The organism is Pseudonocardia petroleophila (assembly GCF_014235185.1).
In the GTDB taxonomy this organism is placed as follows: Bacteria; Actinomycetota; Actinomycetes; order Mycobacteriales; family Pseudonocardiaceae; genus Pseudonocardia; species Pseudonocardia petroleophila.
In genome coordinates this window covers 3334084-3350136 of record NZ_CP060131.1, presented here as the reverse complement: position 1 = coordinate 3350136, position 16053 = coordinate 3334084, and the positions used below count along the sequence as shown (strand labels likewise).

The following is a 16053-nucleotide window of genomic DNA, read 5'->3' as shown; positions in this document are numbered from 1 at the left end:
AGGCCGCTCAGAGCCCGCGCGGGGCCCCGGCCAGTGCGGCGACGTCGGCGGGCGAGCCCTCCAGCTCGACGCGCACGGCGTCGCGGCCGAACGCGTGCAGCACGAGCTCGGCCGGCTCGCCGACGATCGTGACGAGGCCGGGACCGGTGCGGAGCACGTACTGCTCCCCGCCCACCCGCCGCACGACCAGGCCGACCGGGCTCGCGCGGTGCAGGATCCGGCCCATCTTCAGCAGCAGCGCCCAGAGCTGGGCGTCGCGCGTCGGGTCGGCCGGGCGCGGCTCCCAGCCGGGCACCCCGCGCCGCACGTCCTCGTGGTGGACGAAGTACTCCCCGCCGTTCGCCAGGTCGTCGACGGCGCCGACGCGGTAGGGCGACCACAGCGGCGCGCCGTCGCGCAGCTCGCCGACCATCTGCTCCCACGGCGTGTCGGCGTAGGACCCCATCGCGCGCTCGACGACCGGGGCGAGCGCCGCGATGAGGATGCCCGGGGCCGCCCACGGCTTGCGCTCGCGCACGAGGAGGTGGGCCAGCAGGTCGCGGGTGTCCCAGTCACCGCACAGGGTGGGCCGGTCCGGGCCCACCCGCTCGAACTCGTCGCAGATCGCCGCACGCTCGTCGGTGGCCAGGCTCATGCCCCGACCCTACGCACACGGCCCGACCGTCGCCGTGACCCCGCGGTGCGAGGACCCGGGCAGCTCCACGCGCCGCCCGTCGTCGCCGCACCAGGCCGGGCTCACCAGCAGGTGGTCGATCCGGCCGAGCAGCGGCAGCCACTTGCCCACCGAGGTGGGCCCGCCCCAGCCCTCCAGCACGGCGTCGGAGAGCCCGACCTCGCCGGTGAGCGCCCGGTAGTCGCGACCGCGGTCGGTGCTGTTGAGGTCGCCGACGAGGACGACCGGCAGCGTCTCGGTCCGCACGCGCCCGGCGACGGCCGCGGCGAGCGCGTAGTGCTCCGACACCGACACCTCGTAGTCCTCCGCGCTGCTGCCGAACCACGGCCGCGGGATGTGCAGCGCGTAGAGGACGAACGGCCCGTCGGGTCCCTCGACCAGGACCCGCAGGCCCGGCAGCTCGGGCCCCGCGTCCTCCAGGACCCGGACCGGGTACCGGCTGAACACCCCCAGCGGCGACTGCGCCGGCCCGCCGACGGCGGTGTGCGGGTACTCCTCGCCGAGGTCGTCCTCCGTGTCGGGGGCCAGCTCGGCCGCGACCACCACGTCGGCGCCGAGGTCGATCATCGCGGGCGTCGGGGTGTCCTGGTAGTCGACGTTGCCGCCCAGCACGCTGACGCCGCGCCCCGCGACCGCGCCCGTCGGGGCGGGCACCCACGGCCCCACCACCGCCACGACCGCGACCAGCAGCGCCGAGAGCCCGAACAGCGCGGCCCGCAGGCGCCGCACGCGCGAGCCGGGCACCAGCGCCGCCACCGCGGCCACCGCGACGACCGCGGCGGCCAGCAGCGGCATCGCGATGGCGACGACGTCGGCCGCCGGTCCCGCGTCGCGCAGGGCGAACCACGCCCAGGGCAGGGCCGCGACCAGCACCGTGACGGCGACGCCCCCCACCGCGGGGGTGCGCTCCCGCTGCCCGACCACCGTCGCGACCGGTTCCGCCGGGTGCCCGCTCAGCCTTCCGCCACGAAGGGGCTGGAGGCGATCTCGGTGCCGTCGTCGAGCGCGGCGATCTCGAAGTCGCGGAAGACGTTGGGCACCTCGCGGTGCAGCTGGCGCAGGCACTCGATGGCCAGGGCCCGGATCTCGACGTCGGCGTGCTCGGTGGCGCGCATCGCGATGAAGTGCCGCCAGGCGCGGTAGTTGCCGGTGACCACGATCTTCGTCTCGGTGGCGTTGGGCAGGATCGCCCGCGCCGCCTGCCGGGCCTGCTTGCGGCGCAGCGTGGCGTTGGGGACGTCGGCGAAGCGCTTCTCCAGTCCCTCCAGCAGCTCCTCGTAGGCCCGCACCGACGCGGCGGTGGCGTCGGCGAAGAGCCGGTGCAGCTCCGGGTCGGCCGCGATGACCTCGGGCTCGACCATCGACGCGTCGCGCTCGGGGACGTAGCGCTGGGAGAGCTGGCTGTAGGAGAAGTGCCGGTGCCGGATCAGCTCGTGGGTGAGGCTGCGCGAGACGCCCGTGAGGTAGAAGCTCACCGACCCGTGCTCGAGCACCGACAGGTGCCCGACCTCGAGGATGTGCTCCAGGTAGCCCGCGTTCGTGGCCGTCCTCGGGTTCGGCTTGCCCCAGGACTGGTAGCAGGCGCGTCCGGCGAACTCGGCGAGCGCCTGGCCCCCGTCGGCGTCGGTGCTCCACGGCACGTCCGGAGGGGCCGTGAACTCCGTCTTGGCCACCAGCTGGACGGTGAGCGGCACGGTCTCGGGCATGGCGGCAGCGTAACCGGGACCCCCGACCCCCTCCGATGACATCACCGATTCCTTGACTGGCGTCAGAAGTGACGTCATGGTGGTGTCATGGACATCAGCCAGTACGTCACCCGGCTCCGCGAGGACCTCGCGTCCGCCGCCGCGGCGGGCGACGAGCAGACACAGCGCACCGCCGCCGTGCTCGGCGCCGCGATCGAGCCCGCGGCGCGGCTCGCGATGATGAACGCCCTCTCCGACCTGGCCGCGGAGGTCACCGCGGCGCTCGGCGACCGCACCGTCGACGTCCGGCTCGACGGCCGCGACGTCCGCGTCGTCGTCTCGCCCGACACGCACCCGGCGCCCGAGCCCGAGCCGCGGCCCCGGGGCTTCGGGGGCGGGGGCTTCGGCGGCGCCGACGCCGGCGACATCAGCCGCATCACGCTGCGGCTGGTCGAGCAGATCAAGAACCAGGCCGAGCAGGCCGCGTCCTCGCAGGGGGTGTCGCTCAACTCCTGGGTGGCGCAGGCCGTGCAGGGCGCGCTGCACGGCAACCAGGGCGGCGGGGCCCGCCCGGGCCGCGACGGCCACCGGATCCAGGGATGGGTGCAGGGATGAGCGACTTCGTGGACTTCACCAAGGACCACTTCCCGGAGGAGGGTCCCGCCACCGGGCCGACGGTGCGCCAGCAGTCCTGGCCGTGCGACCGGCCCGCGGAGCTGGAGCTGACCATCGACGTCGGCCGCATCCGCGTCGACCTCGCGCCCGGCGACGAGGTGCGCGTGGAGGTCCGCCACGACCCGAACGCGGGCGGCGCCGTGGCCCAGGGCATCGGCGGGCTGATGAGCTGGCTGGGCAGCGGCGGCGCCGGGTTCGGCATCGACCCCGACCAGCTCGTCGCCGACGCCGTGCGCGCCGCGGAGATCACCTGGTCGGAGAGCGGGCGGCTGCTCGTCGTGCGCTCGTCGCAGGAGCTGCCGCTGCGCGTCGTGCCGCTCGCGGTCACGGTGACCGCGCCAGCGGGCTCCCGGCTCGCGGCCCGCACCGGGTCCGGTGACGTCACGGTCGGCGGCACCGCGGGGTGGGCCGCCGTGCGCACCGGGTCGGGCCGGGTCGAGCTCGGCCCCGTCGACGGCGACGCCGACGTCACGACCGGCTCCGGCGACGTCGAGGTGGGGGCGGTGGCCGGGCGTGGGCGCGTCCGCACCGGCTCGGGCGGCGTGCGGATCGCCGCCGTGCGCGGCACCACGGAGGTGCGCGCGAGCAGCGGCGACGTCGACGTGCTGGAGGTGGCCGCCGACCTCGCCGTGCGCACCGGATCGGGCACCGTCGCCGTGCGCGACGCCCGCGCGGGCAGCCTCGACCTCACCACCGGCTCCGGCGACCTCCGGGTCGGCGTGCACGGCGGCGTCCACGCCCGGCTCGACCTGTCGTCGGGCTCGGGCCGGGCGGTCAGCGAGCTCGACGTAGCCGCGGTCGCCCCGGCCGACGCCGGTGCGCTGTCGGTGAAGGGCCGCACCGGCAGCGGCGACGTCCTGGTCACCCGGGCCACCGTCGCCGCCTGACCCCGCCGCTCCCGCCCCGGCCCGTCACCCGGGGCGGGAGCGCGGCCTCAGCGCAGGGCCGCGGCCAGGGGGCCCGCCAGGTCGCCGCGCTCCCCCACCACCACGGCGTCGAGCTCGAGCCACTCCGCCATCTCGCGCAGGGCCCCGGCCAGCTCGGCCACCACCCGGGGCCGCTCGGCGCCGGGCTCGGCGAACGCGCCGGGCACCCGGAGCACCCCGGCGGCGCGGTCGGCCTTGAGGTCGACCCGGGCCACGAGCTCGCCGTCGAGCAGGAACGGGAACACGTAGTAGCCGTACTCGCGCTTCGCCTCGGGCACGTAGATCTCGATGCGGTAGCGGAAGCCGAAGACGCGCTCGGTGCGGTCGCGCTCCCAGATCAGGGGGTCGAACGGGCAGAGCAGGGCCCGGCCGGTGACCTGCCGCGGCACCCGCGCGCCCGGCAGCCGGTAGGCCTGCTTCGGCCAGCCGCGCACCCGGACCGGCGCCAGCGCGCCGGAGTCGACCAGCTCCGCCACCGCCCGCCGGCTGGTGGTGGGCCCGAGGCGGTAGTAGTCGCGCAGCTCGGGCTCGGTGGCCACCCCGAGCGCCGACGCCGAGCGCAGCACCAGCGTGCGGGCCGACTGCTCCGGGTCGGCCGGGCCCGCCGCGAGCACCTCGGGCGGCAGGACGCGCTCGGGCAGGTCGTAGAGGCGCTGGAAGTGCCGGCGGGTGCCGGTGGTGAGCGCGCCGGTGCCGAACAGGTACTCGCAGATCCGCTTGACGTCCGAGCGCTCCCACCAGGTGGCCCCCGGCGGGCGCGGGCTCGACCGCCCGCCCAGCGCCGCCTCCAGCTCCCCCGCCCCGACCGGACCCAGCTCCTTCACCGCGGCCAGCACGTCGTCGACCAGGCCGGGGTTGCCCTCCACCAGCGCGCCGTAGTGCCGCCACCAGCCGCTGCGCTTGGCCCCGGACTGCAGCAGCGGCCAGTCGGCGACGGGGAGCAGGCTGGCCTCGTGGGCCCAGTACTCGACGAGCAGCCGGGGCCGCCGCGCCGAGTGCGACCACGCGGCGTCGTCGAGCAGGCCCCGCGCGTACGGGCCGAGGCGGCTGAACACCGGCATGTAGTGCGCCCGCACCGCCACGTTGACCGAGTCGAGCTGGAGCAGCCGGATCCGGTCGAGCACCCGCTGCAGGTGGCGGCGGGTGACGGGGCCGGTCGGGACCGGGTCGGTGAACCCCTGCGCGGCCAGCGCCGCCCGGCGGGCGGCCGGCGCCCCGATCGTCTCCGTCGTCATGCCCGGGATCGTGCCACCGGACCCCGACGGAATCCGGACGGCCGGTCTCAGGCGGGCTGGGCCACGTGCCGCGCCGCCGACCGCTCCGAGGCGATCACCAGCCCCACCGACAGCACCACGATCCCCCCGCCGACCAGCTGCAGCACGGAGTAGCGCTCCCCCACCACCAGCGCCCCGAGCACCACGGCGATGACCGGGTTGACGTAGGCGTAGGTCGCGACCGTCGACACCGGCAGCGACGCCAGCGCGTAGGCGTACGCGCTGAACGCCCCCAGCGAGACGACGACCGCCATGTACGCCCACGCCCACCACGCGACGGGCGAGACCGCGGCGACGTCGAGCCGGTCGCCCTTGCCCAGGCTGACGGCCAGCAGCACCGCCCCGCCGACGAGCATCTGCACCGCGGCCAGCGCGAACGGGTTGGGCGGCACCGGCAGCCGCGTCGTCGCGAACGTGCCCGTGGCCCAGCCCAGCCCGGCCAGCAGGATCAGCCACGGCCCCCACCAGGCGCTGCCGACCGTGCCGCCCGTCCCCGTCGAGCCGGTCAGCACCAGCAGCGCGAGCCCGGCGACCCCGACCGCCACGCCGCCGATCGTCGCCGCCCGCGGCCGGTCGCCGGTGACCGCCCGCAGCACGACGATGTAGAGCGGCACGGCGGCGATGAGCAGGGCCGCGAGCCCGGAGGACACCTGCTGCTGCCCGAGCGTGACGATCCCGTTGCCCCACGCCGGGAGCAGGACGCCGGACAGCGCAGTGGTCGCCAGCTGCGGCCGCGTCATCCGCAGCGCCGACGGTCCCGCCACCAGCGCCACGACCAGCGCAAGGAGACCGCCGCCGACGAGGAAGCGCACGCCGCCGGAGAACAGCGGCGGCACGTCGGTGATGATCAGGCGGTTGGCGAGGTAGGTCGATCCCCACAGGACGTAGACCACCCCGAGGGCGGCCCAGGCGACACGGCGGTTCTGCACGGGCGTGACGTTGCCATGGCGAACGACCCCTTGTCCTGCCGGATCGGGCGGGTGGGGTATCCATGCGGCATGGCCATCGCCGCGGTCCGTGCCGCCACGCCCGCCGACGTCCCCGAGATCGTGCGCATCCAGGGCGACACCTGGGAGGCCGCGTACGCCGCCTTCGTGCCCGCCGAGGCGCTGGCCCAGCTGCGCGGCCCGGGTGCCCGCGCCGCCTGGACCGCCGCCGTCGGGGCCGACGCGGGGCACGTGCTGGTCGCGACGGAGGGCGACTGGACCGTCGGCTTCCTGGCGGCCGCGGTCGCGATGCCGCCCGAGGGCGCCGCCTCCCCCGACCAGGCGTGGGGCGAGATCGGCGCGCTGCTCGTCGAGCCGCGCTGGGGGCGCCGGGGGCACGCCGGGCGGCTGCTCGCCACGGCCGCGGAGCACCTGCGCGGCGCGGGGGCCCTGTACGGGCTGGCCTGGGTCCCCGAGCCCGACGAGGCGTCGCGCCGGTTCTACGCCCGCGCCGGCTGGGAGCCCGACGGCGGGGTGCGGGCCCTCGACACCGGCGCCGGGACGCTGCGCGAGATCCGACTGACGGGCTCGCTCGACCTCAAGCTCGCCTAGCCCCACCGCGCAGACCCGCGGTCACCGCGCAGACCGTCGGCGCCCTGCGCGGTGACCACGGGGTCTGCGTCGTCGGACCGGTCTAGAGGCCGAGCAGGCTCTCCAGCCCGACGGTCAGCCCCGGGTGGTCGCGCACCCCGCGGACGGCCAGCACGACGCCGGGCATGAACCCGGCGCGGTCGATCGAGTCGTGCCGCAGCGTCAGCGTCTCCCCCGCCATGCCGAGGATCACCTCCTGGTGGGCGACGAGCCCGGGCATCCGCACCGAGTGCACGTGCACCCCGTCGACGACGGCGCCGCGCGCCCCGTCGACCTCGCTGGTGGTCGCGTCGGGCACGGGGCCGAGGCCCGCGCGGGCCTGCGCGATCCGCGACGCGGTGCTCACGGCCGTGCCCGACGGGGCGTCGACCTTGCGCTCGTGGTGCAGCTCGATGATCTCCACGGACTCGAAGAACCGCGCCGCCTGCTCGGCGAACCGCATCATCAGCACCGCGCCGACCCCGAAGTTCGGGGCGACGAGGACGTGCCCGGCGCGGTCGGCGAGCAGGCCGCGGACGGCCTCGAGCTTCTCGGCGCCGAACCCGCTCGTCCCGACGACGGCGGCGATGTCGTGCGCCACGCAGAAGGCGACGTTGTCGAGCGCCGCGCCGGGGTGGGTGAAGTCGACGGCCACCTGCGCGCCGTGGTCGGTGAGCAGCGTCAGCGGGTCGCCCTCGTCGACCTCCGCCACCAGCTCCAGCCCGTCGGCCGCGGTCACCGCGCGGCACACCTCGGCACCCATCCGCCCGCGCGCGCCGAGGACACCCACCCTGATCGTCATGCGGGTCAGCCTAGGACGAGGCCGCCGATCCACACCCCGGTGGCCAGCAGGCCGGTCAGCAGCTCGATGACGATGCTCCAGCCGACGGCGGCGAGCGCGCCCCGCGTCGACGGCCACGCCTGCGCGTGCTCGCGCAGCCGCGCCCGCTCGGCCAGGTAGACGCCCAGCACGAACCCGACGAACAGCCCGACGACCGGGATCACGAAGAACCCGACGACCCCCAGCACCCCGCCCGCGACGATCGTGCGCCCGGGCACCCCGGAGTCGCGCAGGCGCCGTCCGGGGAGCAGGTACTTCGCGACGCTGCCCGCCACCACGATCGCGACGGCGAGGCCGAGCACCGTCCAGCCGACGACGTCGCCCCGCGGCACCGCCCACACCGCGATCCCGGCGAGCACCAGGATCAGCCCGGGCAGCACCGGCAGCACGATCCCGGCGATGCCGACGACGATCAGCACGCCCGCGATCAGGGTCTCGGGGTCCACGGGGGAAGCATCCCACGGCCCGGCCCCGAGGCCGGGGGGTCAGGCGAGTGAGCGCAGCGCGTCGGGCAGGTCGGTCTCGTCGTCGTAGGGGCCGACCACCCCGGCCGTCAGCGGCACCGACAGCAGGTCCGCGGCCACCGCCGTGACCTCGTCGACGGTGACGGCCGCGATCCGGTCGAGGCTCTCGGCGATGCTGCGCTGGCGGCCGTGGTCGAGCTCGGCGCGCCCGAGCCGGTTCATCCGCGACGGCGTGTCCTCCAGCCCGAGCACCAGCCCGCCGCGCAGGTTGCCCTGCGCCCGGACCACCTCGGCCGGGGTGAGCCCGTGCGCGGCGACGTCGGCGAGGACGTCGCGGACCACCGTGGCCACCTCGTCGAGCCGGTCGGGGGCGCAGCCGGCGTAGACCGACAGGATGCCGGCGTCGGTGTAGGTCGACAGGCCCGAGTACACCGAGTACGCCAGCCCGCGCTGCTCCCGGACCTGCTGGAACAGCCGCGAGCTGGGCCCGCCGCCGAGCGCGGTGTTGAGCACGCCCAGCGCGCTGCGCCGGGGGTCGTGCCGCGGGATCCCGGGGACGCCGAGCATCAGGTGGGCCTGCTCGGTGTCCTCGCCGCGCAGCACCAGCCGCGGGCCGGGGGCCAGCACGGCGACGCCCGACGCGCGCGGCGGCACCGGCGCGGCCGACCCCGCCCGCCCGACGGCCGCGGCGAACGCCTCCTCGACGAGCGCGACGAGCGCGCCGTGGTCGAGGTTGCCCGCGGCCGCGACGACCATCCGCGGCGTCGTGTACTCCCCGCGCCAGAACGCGTGCAGGGTCTCCCGGGCCATCCCGGTGATCGACTCCTCGGACCCGATCACCGGCCGCCCGAGCGGGTGCGCGCCGAACAGCGACTCGTCGAACAGCTCGCCGAGCAGGTCCTCCGGGTCGTCGTCGCGGATCGCGATCTCCTCGAGCACGACGCTGCGCTCGATCTCCACGTCGGCCGGCGCCATGACGGCGTCGGTGACGACCCCGGCGAGCACGTCGACCGCGAGCGGCAGGTCGGTGTCGAGGACCTGCGCGTAGTAGCAGGTGTGCTCCTTCGCGGTGAACGCGTTGAGCTCACCGCCGACGGCGTCGACGTCCTCGGCGATCTGCGCGGCCGTCCGCGTCGAGGTGCCCTTGAACAGCAGGTGCTCGAGGTAGTGCGCCGCCCCGGCCTGGGTCGGCGACTCGTCGCGCGAGCCGACGCCGATCCAGACCCCGATCGACACCGAGCGGACGCCCGGCACCCGCTCGGAGACGACCCGCAGGCCGCCGTCGAGGTGGGACACGGAAACGCCGGGGACGCTGTGCGTCCCCGGCGTCAAGAGCTCCGTCAAGAGGACGCGACCTCGGCGGGCTCCGCGGGAACCGTGACGTCGCCCGCGGGGGCGGCGTCCTCGACGACCGGCAGCAGGCTGATCTTGCCGCGGTTGTCGATGTCGGAGACCTCGACGCGGATCTTGTCGCCGACGTTCACGACGTCCTCGACCTTGTTGATCCGCTTGCCGTTGCCCAGCTTCGAGATGTGGACGAGGCCGTCCTTGCCGGGCACCAGCGAGACGAACGCGCCGAAGGCGGCGGTCTTGACGACCGTGCCCAGGAAGCGCTCGCCGATCTTCGGCAGCTGCGGGTTGGCGATGGCGTTGACCATGCCGATCGCGGCGTCCGCCGACTCGCCGTCGGACGCGCCGACGTAGACGGTGCCGTCGTCGTCGATCGAGATGTCGGCACCGGTCTGCTCGGTGATCGAGTTGATCATCTTGCCCTTCGGGCCGATCAGCTCGCCGATCTTGTCGACCGGGATCTTGATCGCGATGACGCGCGGCGCGAACCGGCTCATCTCGTCGGGCCGGTCGATCGCCTCGCCGATGACCTCGAGGATCGTCATGCGGGCGTCCTTGGCCTGGCTCAGCGCCGCGGTGAGGACGGCCGACGGGATGCCGTCGAGCTTCGTGTCGAGCTGCAGCGCCGTGACGAACTCCGGCGTGCCGGCGACCTTGAAGTCCATGTCGCCGAACGCGTCCTCCGCACCGAGGATGTCGGTGAGGGCGACGTAGCGGGTCTCGCCGTCGACGGTGTCGGTGACCAGGCCCATCGCGATGCCCGCGACCGGCGCCTTGAGCGGCACGCCGGCGTTGTACAGCGACATCGTCGACGCGCAGACCGAGCCCATCGAGGTGGAGCCGTTGGAGCCCAGCGCCTCGGAGACCTGGCGGATCGCGTACGGGAACTCCTCGCGCGTGGGCAGCACGGGCAGCAGGGCCCGCTCGGCCAGCGCGCCGTGGCCGATCTCGCGGCGCTTCGGCGACCCGACGCGGCCGGTCTCACCGGTCGAGTAGGGCGGGAAGTTGTAGTGGTGCAGGTAGCGCTTGTGCGTCTCCGGCCCGAGGGAGTCGATCTGCTGCTCCATGCGCAGCATGTTCAGCGTGGTGACGCCCATGATCTGGGTCTCGCCGCGCTCGAACAGCGCCGAGCCGTGGGCGCGCGGGATGACCTCGACCTCGGCCGAGAGCGGCCGGATGTCGGTGATGCCGCGGCCGTCGATGCGGACCTGGTCGCGCAGGATGCGCTGGCGCACGAGCTTCTTGTTCAGCGAGCGGAACGCCGCGCCGAGCTCCTTCTCGCGACCCTCGAACTTGGTCTCCAGCGCGGTGAGCACGGCGAGCTTGACCTCGTCGAGCTTCGACTCCCGCTCCTGCTTGCCCGCGATGGTGAGCGCGGCGGCCAGGTCGGCCCCGCCCTGCGCCTCGACGGCGTCGAAGACGTCGGGCTGGTAGGCCGGGAACGTCGGGAACTCGCGCGTGGGCTTGGCTGCCACGTCGGCGAGCTGCTGCTGGGCCACGCACAGGGTGCGGATGAACGGCTTCGCCGCCTCCAGCCCGGCCGCGACGACCTCCTCGGTCGGCGCCTGAGCACCGCCGGCGACCAGGGTGTTGGTCTCGACGGTGGCCTCGGCCTCGACCATCATGATCGCGACGTCGTCACCGACGATGCGGCCCGCGACGACCATGTCGAACACGGCGCGCTGCAGGTCCTCGTACTGCGGGAACGCGATCCACTGGCCGTCGATCAGCGCGATGCGGACGGCGCCGATCGGGCCGGAGAACGGCAGGCCGGACAGCTGCGTGGACGCCGACGCGGCGTTGATCGCCAGCGCGTCGTAGGGGTCCTGCGGGTCCAGGCTCATCACCGTGACGACGATCTGGATCTCGTTGCGCAGGCCGTCGACGAACGACGGGCGCAGCGGGCGGTCGATCAGGCGGCAGGTCAGGATCGCGTCGGTGCCGGGGCGACCCTCGCGGCGGAAGAACGAGCCGGGGATCTTGCCGATCGCGTACATGCGCTCCTCGACGTCCACCGTGAGGGGGAAGAAGTCGAAGTGCTCCTTGGGGTGCTTCGACGCCGTGGTGGCGGAGAGCAGCATGGTCTCGTCGTCGAGGTAGGCGACGACGGAGCCGGCGGCCTGGCGCGCGAGGCGCCCGGTCTCGAACCGGACGGTGCGGGTGCCGAAGCTCCCGTTGTCGATGACGGCGGTCGTCTCGTGGACGGAGTCGTCGATGGGGTCGGTCAAGGGTGCATCTCCTCTGAGATGGGATGCCACTGCCCCGTCGATCCCTCGTCTGGCCGGCCTTCGATCGAAGCCCTCGGGACACCTGCCCCGGGGGCCACTACCGAGGACCGGCGGATCGTGGCCGGGGTGGTGTGGCGGGATGGAGTTGAACGGGCCGGGCCGCGCGGGGCGGCCCGGCCCGGGGGGTCAGCGGCGGATGCCGAGGCGCTCGATGAGCGACCGGTAGCGCGCGACGTCGACCTCGCGGAGGTACTTGATGAGCCGGCGGCGGCGGCCGACGAGCAGCAGCAGCCCGCGACGGGAGTGGTGGTCGTGCTTGTGCATCTTGAGGTGCTCGGTGAGGTCGACGATCCGCTTGGTCAGCAGGGCGATCTGCGCCTCGGGGGATCCGGTGTCACCCTCGTGGGTGGCGTACTGGTCGAGCACGGTCTTCTTCTGTGCGGCGTCGAGTGCCACGGTCTGTCCTCTTTCGTTGCTGTGCCGTGCGGCCCGGGCACCGGTGGTGATGTGCGCGGAAGACGGTCACGGCCGCCACGGACTGCAGCCGGACCCAACGCGCCACGTTACCAGCCGGGAACCGGGCACCCCTGGTCAGCCCGGTCGTCCCGCCGCCTGGCGCAGCACCTCGGCCAGCTCGGGGAACCCCGGCCCGAGCGCGGCCGCGGCGGCGGCGAGCCGGGCGGGGGCGGCGAGGCGGCGCAGGGCGTCGGCGGCCGACGCCGGTCCCGGGCACCGCGGCGCCGCCGCGGGCGGGCGGGGCGGGGGCGCCGCGTCGTCGGCGGGCCCGGTGACCGGCGACCACCGCAGCTGCGCCCGCGTCACGTCGGCCAGCAGGGTCTCCACCGCCCGCGGCGCCAGCGGGGGCTGCAGCGCCGCGCACCGGTGGTCGAGCAGCTGCAGCCGGGCCAGCACGGCCGGGCTGCCGATCTTGACCCGCCGCCCGCTCGCGAGCTGGCTCAGCATCGCCGGGCTGATCCCGAGCGTGCGGGCCAGCCGGGCCTGGGAGACGCCGAGCACGGCGAGCAGCCCGCGGACGCGGTCGCCCAGCGGGGCGCCGTAGAGCTCGGCCTGGCGCGCGCGGTTGTCGGCGAACTCCTCGGCTGCGCTCATGGCCCGATGCTGGCACCCGGGCCCCGCTCCCCGTGGGCGAACGGGGAAACTCAGCCGACCAGTTCCCGGGTGCGCGCCACGTCGCGGTGCATCTGCGCGATCAGCGCGTCGACGTCGGTGTAAGTCTCCTGGCCGCGCAGCCGGTGGGTGATGTCGACGGCGACCTCGTGGCCGTAGAAGTCCTCGTCGACGTCGAGCACGTAGGCCTCGAGCGTCTTGACCCGCCCGGAGAAGGTGGGGTTCGTGCCGACCGAGATCGCGGTGGGCAGCAGGCGGTCGCCGATCGCGAACCGCCCGGCGTAGACGCCGTCGGCGGGCAGCGCGGTGTGCGGGGCGCTGGAGACGTTCGCGGTGGGGAAGCCCAGGTCACGTCCCCGGCGCGCACCGTGGACCACCACGCCCTCGACGCGGTGCGGTCGGCCGAGCGCGGCCGCGGCGGCCTCGACGTCGCCCGCGTCGATGCAGGCGCGCACGTAGGTGGAGGAGAAGGTGACGCCGTCGTCGCCGGTGAGGTCGAGGCCCTCGACGGCGAACCCGAAGCGCTGCCCCAGCTCGGTGAGCAGCGCGACGTCGCCCGCGGCGTGGTGGCCGAACCGGAAGTTCTGCCCGACCACGACGACGGCCGCGTGCAGCCGCTCCACCAGCACGTGGTGGGCGAACGCGGCCGGTTCGGTGCGGGCGAGCTCCGGGGTGAACGGGAGGACGCAGAACGCGTCCATGCCCAGCTCCTCGGCCAGCTCGGCGCGGCGGCGCAGCGTGGTGAGGCTCGCCGGGTGGCTGCCCGGGCGGACCAGCTCGGCGGGGTGCGGGTCGAACGTCACGAGCACCGCGGGCAGGCCCCGCTCGCTCCCCCGCTCCACCGCGCGCGCCACGAGCTGCTGGTGGCCGCGGTGCATGCCGTCGAACACCCCGACGGTGACGACGCTGCGGCCCCAGCCGGTCGGTACGGCGTCCAGCCCACGCCAGCGCTCCACGTCCCGGAGCCTACGGACCGCGCCGCGACCCCGCCCGCCGCCCCCGTCGATCACGCGGTCCCGTCGACCACGCGGCCCGCCCCGCCGCTACGGGCCCTCGTTCGCCGGGGCCAGCACCACCACCGACCGGGCCGCGTCCCCGCGGTCGGCCATCAGCGCCAGCACCCGGCCGTCCGGGGCGAACACGCCGTGCACCCCCGCCAGCCCGGAGGGCGGCAGCGGCCGGCCGTGCCGCACGTCCTCGGCGTCGGCCGCCGCCAGGTCGCGGCGCGGGAAGGCGACGGCGACGGCGTCGTCGAGCGGGAGCGACAGGGTCGGGTCGGCGTCGAGCTGCTCCAGGGTCCGGGCGTGGCCGAGGTCGAACGGGCCGACGCGCGTGCGGCGCAGCGCGGTGAGGTGGCCGCCGACGCCCAGCCCGGCGCCGAGGTCGCGGGCCAGCGCCCGGACGTAGGTGCCCGACGTGCACTCGACGGCCACGTCGAGGTCGTCGCCGCGGCGCGCGAGCAGGGTGAACGCCGACACCGTCACCGGGCGCGCCGCCAGCACGACCTCCTCCCCCGCCCGCACCCGCGCGTACGCCCGCTGCCCGTCGACCTTGATCGCGCTGACCGAGCTGGGCACCTGGGAGATGTCGCCGGTCAGGGCGGCGATCCCGGCCGCGACCGCCGCGTCGGTGACGCCGGAGGCGTCGGCGGTGGACAGCGTCTCGCCCTCGGCGTCGTCGGTGGCCGTGGCCGCGCCGAGGCGGATCGTCGCGGTGTAGGCCTTGGTGTCGAGCGCGAGGTGGCCGAGCAGCTTGGTGCCGCGCCCGATCCCGCAGACCAGGACGCCGGTGGCCATGGGGTCGAGCGTGCCGGCGTGCCCGACCTTGCGGGTGCGCAGGATCCGGCGCAGCCGGCCGACGACGTCGTGCGAGGTCAGACCGCCGGGCTTGTCGACGACGACCAGGCCGGAGGGCGGAGGAGGGGTCACACGCGGCGATTCTGCACAGGTCCCGGACTGACAGCGGCGCCCGGGTGCGGAAGGGTCACGGGCATGCAGTTGCTCACCGACGGCGCCACGACGTGGCCCGACCAGCTGACCGGGCGCCTGGTCCTCGTCCTCGCCGACGACCTGCACGCCGATCCCGACGCCGCGCGCTCCGCGCTGGCCGAGATGACCGGGTCCACCACGGCCGGGGCGGGCGGGGGTCCGCTGCTGTTCCCCGCGCTCGGCGTCGCGATCGTCCCCGTCGACGCCACCGACACCGACGCCGTCACCACGATGATCGCCGACCGGCGGATCGTGGCGGCGGAGCCCGAGCGGGTCTACCACGTGCGCGGCTCGCTGTCGGAGGAGTACCTGCGGGGCTTCGCCGACGCCGCGGCGTTCCTGCACGCGCAGGCCGTCGACGTCCCCGTGGAGGAGGCGGCCGAGCCCGTCGCGGAGGACACCGCCGAGCTGACCTGGGGCCTGCAGGTCACGAACGCCGCGACCGTCGCGGAGTCCGGGGCGGGCATCACGGTCGCGGTGCTCGACACCGGCCTCGACCTGGAGCACCCCGACTTCGTCGGCCGCGACGTCCTCGCGCAGTCGTTCGTCGAGGGCGAGACCGCGCAGGACGCCAACGGCCACGGCACGCACTGCATCGGCACCTCCTGCGGCGCGCTGACCCCGGAGACCGGCCCCCGCTACGGCGTGGCGCACGAGGCCCGCATCCTCGCCGGCAAGGTGCTCGGCGACGCGGGCTCCGGCACCGACGCGGAGATCCTCGCCGGGATGAACTGGGCGGTCGAGAACGGCGCCCAGATCATCTCGATGTCGCTCGGGGCCGACGTCGACGAGGTCTCGTCGGTCTACGAGGCCGTCGGGCGGCGCGCACTGGCCGCCGGCACGCTCGTCATCGCGGCCGCGGGCAACAACGCCGACCGGGAGAACGGCGACCCCGGTTTCGTCGGCGTCCCGGCCAACAGCCCGTCGATCATGGCGGTCGGGGCGGTCGACAACACGCTGGCCGTCGCCCCGTTCTCGGCGCGCAGCTCGGGCGTCGACGGCGGGCAGGTCGACCTGGCCGCACCCGGCGTCGACGTCTACTCGGCGTGGCCGATGCCCGAGCGCTACTCGACGATCTCCGGCACCAGCATGGCGACGCCGCACGTCGCCGGCATCGCGGCGCTGTGGGCCCAGCGCACCGGGGCCCGCGGTGAGGCACTCTGGGGGGCGTTGGTCCGCGGCGCGTCCCGGCTGCCGCTGCCGTCCGACGACGTGGGCGCCGGCCTGGTGCAGGCACCCCCGCCCGCCTGAGCCGTCCACCGGAG

Annotated in this window: 17 protein-coding genes; 4 read left to right on the top strand and 13 right to left on the bottom strand. The window is 75.3% G+C overall.

What is annotated here, in order from left to right:
* Nucleotides 1-7 precede the first annotated feature (7 nt).
* The 3 genes from H6H00_RS16685 to thyX are packed head-to-tail and all read right to left on the bottom strand — an operon-like array spanning nt 8 to nt 2379.
* A complete protein-coding gene (locus tag H6H00_RS16685) occupies nt 8-634 on the bottom strand; it encodes a TIGR03085 family metal-binding protein (protein WP_185716686.1) in 627 nt (208 codons plus the stop codon).
* A 9-nt stretch (nt 635-643) separates the two neighbouring features.
* The gene (locus H6H00_RS16680) at nt 644-1597 is read right to left on the bottom strand and encodes an endonuclease/exonuclease/phosphatase family protein (protein WP_185716685.1); all 954 of its coding nucleotides are present in this window, start codon (nt 1595-1597) and stop codon (nt 644-646) included.
* A 29-nt stretch (nt 1598-1626) separates the two neighbouring features.
* On the bottom strand, nt 1627-2379 hold the full coding sequence (gene thyX, locus H6H00_RS16675; RefSeq protein ID WP_185716684.1) for an FAD-dependent thymidylate synthase: 753 nt from the start codon (nt 2377-2379) through the stop codon (nt 1627-1629).
* 87 nt (nt 2380-2466) lie between these two features.
* On the opposite strand from thyX, the gene H6H00_RS16670 reads away from it, so the two are divergent.
* Nucleotides 2467-2973 carry a toxin-antitoxin system HicB family antitoxin gene (locus H6H00_RS16670; protein WP_185716683.1) on the top strand — a complete coding sequence of 169 codons (507 nt, stop codon included), beginning with the start codon at nt 2467-2469 and terminating at the stop codon, nt 2971-2973.
* Nucleotides 2970-3920: a DUF4097 family beta strand repeat-containing protein gene (locus H6H00_RS16665; protein ID WP_185716682.1), complete on the top strand. Its 951-nt coding sequence runs from the start codon at nt 2970-2972 to the stop codon at nt 3918-3920. Before H6H00_RS16670 ends, H6H00_RS16665 begins: the two co-directional genes overlap by 4 nt.
* Before the next feature lie 47 nt (nt 3921-3967).
* Here the strand turns inward: H6H00_RS16665 and H6H00_RS16660 are convergent, their stop codons facing one another.
* Together H6H00_RS16660 and H6H00_RS16655 are read right to left on the bottom strand one after the other, a co-directional pair.
* A complete protein-coding gene (locus H6H00_RS16660; RefSeq protein WP_185716681.1) occupies nt 3968-5194 on the bottom strand; it encodes a winged helix-turn-helix domain-containing protein in 1227 nt (408 codons plus the stop codon).
* Between the two features lie 47 nt (nt 5195-5241).
* A complete protein-coding gene (locus H6H00_RS16655; protein WP_185716680.1) occupies nt 5242-6162 on the bottom strand; it encodes an EamA family transporter in 921 nt (306 codons plus the stop codon).
* 69 nt (nt 6163-6231) lie between these two features.
* Between H6H00_RS16655 and H6H00_RS16650 the strand changes: the two genes are divergently transcribed.
* Complete coding sequence (locus H6H00_RS16650) at nt 6232-6771, top strand: GNAT family N-acetyltransferase (protein WP_185716679.1); 540 nt, start codon at nt 6232-6234, stop codon at nt 6769-6771.
* Between the two features lie 82 nt (nt 6772-6853).
* Here H6H00_RS16650 and dapB read toward each other — a convergent pair whose 3' ends face one another.
* The 8 genes from dapB to truB all read right to left on the bottom strand — a co-directional run bounded on the left by dapB (nt 6854) and on the right by truB (nt 14728).
* Nucleotides 6854-7591 carry a 4-hydroxy-tetrahydrodipicolinate reductase gene (gene dapB / locus H6H00_RS16645; RefSeq protein WP_185716678.1) on the bottom strand — a complete coding sequence of 246 codons (738 nt, stop codon included), beginning with the start codon at nt 7589-7591 and terminating at the stop codon, nt 6854-6856.
* Nucleotides 7592-7596: 5 nt separating this feature from the next.
* Nucleotides 7597-8076: a DUF456 domain-containing protein gene (locus H6H00_RS16640; RefSeq protein ID WP_221775559.1), complete on the bottom strand. Its 480-nt coding sequence runs from the start codon at nt 8074-8076 to the stop codon at nt 7597-7599.
* A gap of 39 nt (nt 8077-8115) precedes the next feature.
* Nucleotides 8116-9390 (bottom strand): M16 family metallopeptidase, encoded by a 1275-nt coding sequence (locus H6H00_RS16635; RefSeq protein ID WP_344736025.1) that lies wholly within the window; start codon nt 9388-9390, stop codon nt 8116-8118.
* A gap of 44 nt (nt 9391-9434) precedes the next feature.
* Complete coding sequence (locus H6H00_RS16630; protein ID WP_185716677.1) at nt 9435-11672, bottom strand: polyribonucleotide nucleotidyltransferase; 2238 nt, start codon at nt 11670-11672, stop codon at nt 9435-9437.
* A gap of 186 nt (nt 11673-11858) precedes the next feature.
* Nucleotides 11859-12128, bottom strand: coding sequence for a 30S ribosomal protein S15 (gene rpsO, locus H6H00_RS16625; RefSeq protein ID WP_172159733.1), 270 nt, complete (start codon nt 12126-12128; stop codon nt 11859-11861).
* Nucleotides 12129-12263: 135 nt separating this feature from the next.
* Nucleotides 12264-12782, bottom strand: coding sequence for an XRE family transcriptional regulator (locus H6H00_RS16620; RefSeq protein WP_185716676.1), 519 nt, complete (start codon nt 12780-12782; stop codon nt 12264-12266).
* Nucleotides 12783-12832: 50 nt separating this feature from the next.
* On the bottom strand, nt 12833-13756 hold the full coding sequence (locus H6H00_RS16615) for a bifunctional riboflavin kinase/FAD synthetase (protein WP_185716675.1): 924 nt from the start codon (nt 13754-13756) through the stop codon (nt 12833-12835).
* Between the two features lie 87 nt (nt 13757-13843).
* A complete protein-coding gene (gene truB / locus H6H00_RS16610; protein ID WP_185716674.1) occupies nt 13844-14728 on the bottom strand; it encodes a tRNA pseudouridine(55) synthase TruB in 885 nt (294 codons plus the stop codon).
* Between the two features lie 63 nt (nt 14729-14791).
* Between truB and H6H00_RS16605 the strand changes: the two genes are divergently transcribed.
* Nucleotides 14792-16039: a S8 family serine peptidase gene (locus tag H6H00_RS16605; protein ID WP_185716673.1), complete on the top strand. Its 1248-nt coding sequence runs from the start codon at nt 14792-14794 to the stop codon at nt 16037-16039.
* Nucleotides 16040-16053: the final 14 nt, after the last annotated feature.

What these genes read in the sequence shown, in the direction of transcription:
- H6H00_RS16685 (WP_185716686.1), bottom strand. Translation starts at nt 634, where the DNA reads ATGAGCCTGGCCACCGACGAGCGTGCGGCGATCTGCGACGAGTTCGAG.
- H6H00_RS16665 (WP_185716682.1), top strand. Translation starts at nt 2,970, where the DNA reads ATGAGCGACTTCGTGGACTTCACCAAGGACCACTTCCCGGAGGAGGGT.
- H6H00_RS16660 (WP_185716681.1), bottom strand. Translation starts at nt 5,194, where the DNA reads ATGACGACGGAGACGATCGGGGCGCCGGCCGCCCGCCGGGCGGCGCTG.
- H6H00_RS16670 (WP_185716683.1), top strand. Translation starts at nt 2,467, where the DNA reads ATGGACATCAGCCAGTACGTCACCCGGCTCCGCGAGGACCTCGCGTCC.
- H6H00_RS16650 (WP_185716679.1), top strand. Translation starts at nt 6,232, where the DNA reads ATGGCCATCGCCGCGGTCCGTGCCGCCACGCCCGCCGACGTCCCCGAG.
- H6H00_RS16620 (WP_185716676.1), bottom strand. Translation starts at nt 12,782, where the DNA reads ATGAGCGCAGCCGAGGAGTTCGCCGACAACCGCGCGCGCCAGGCCGAG.
- H6H00_RS16605 (WP_185716673.1), top strand. Translation starts at nt 14,792, where the DNA reads ATGCAGTTGCTCACCGACGGCGCCACGACGTGGCCCGACCAGCTGACC.
- dapB (WP_185716678.1), bottom strand. Translation starts at nt 7,591, where the DNA reads ATGACGATCAGGGTGGGTGTCCTCGGCGCGCGCGGGCGGATGGGTGCC.
- thyX (WP_185716684.1), bottom strand. Translation starts at nt 2,379, where the DNA reads ATGCCCGAGACCGTGCCGCTCACCGTCCAGCTGGTGGCCAAGACGGAG.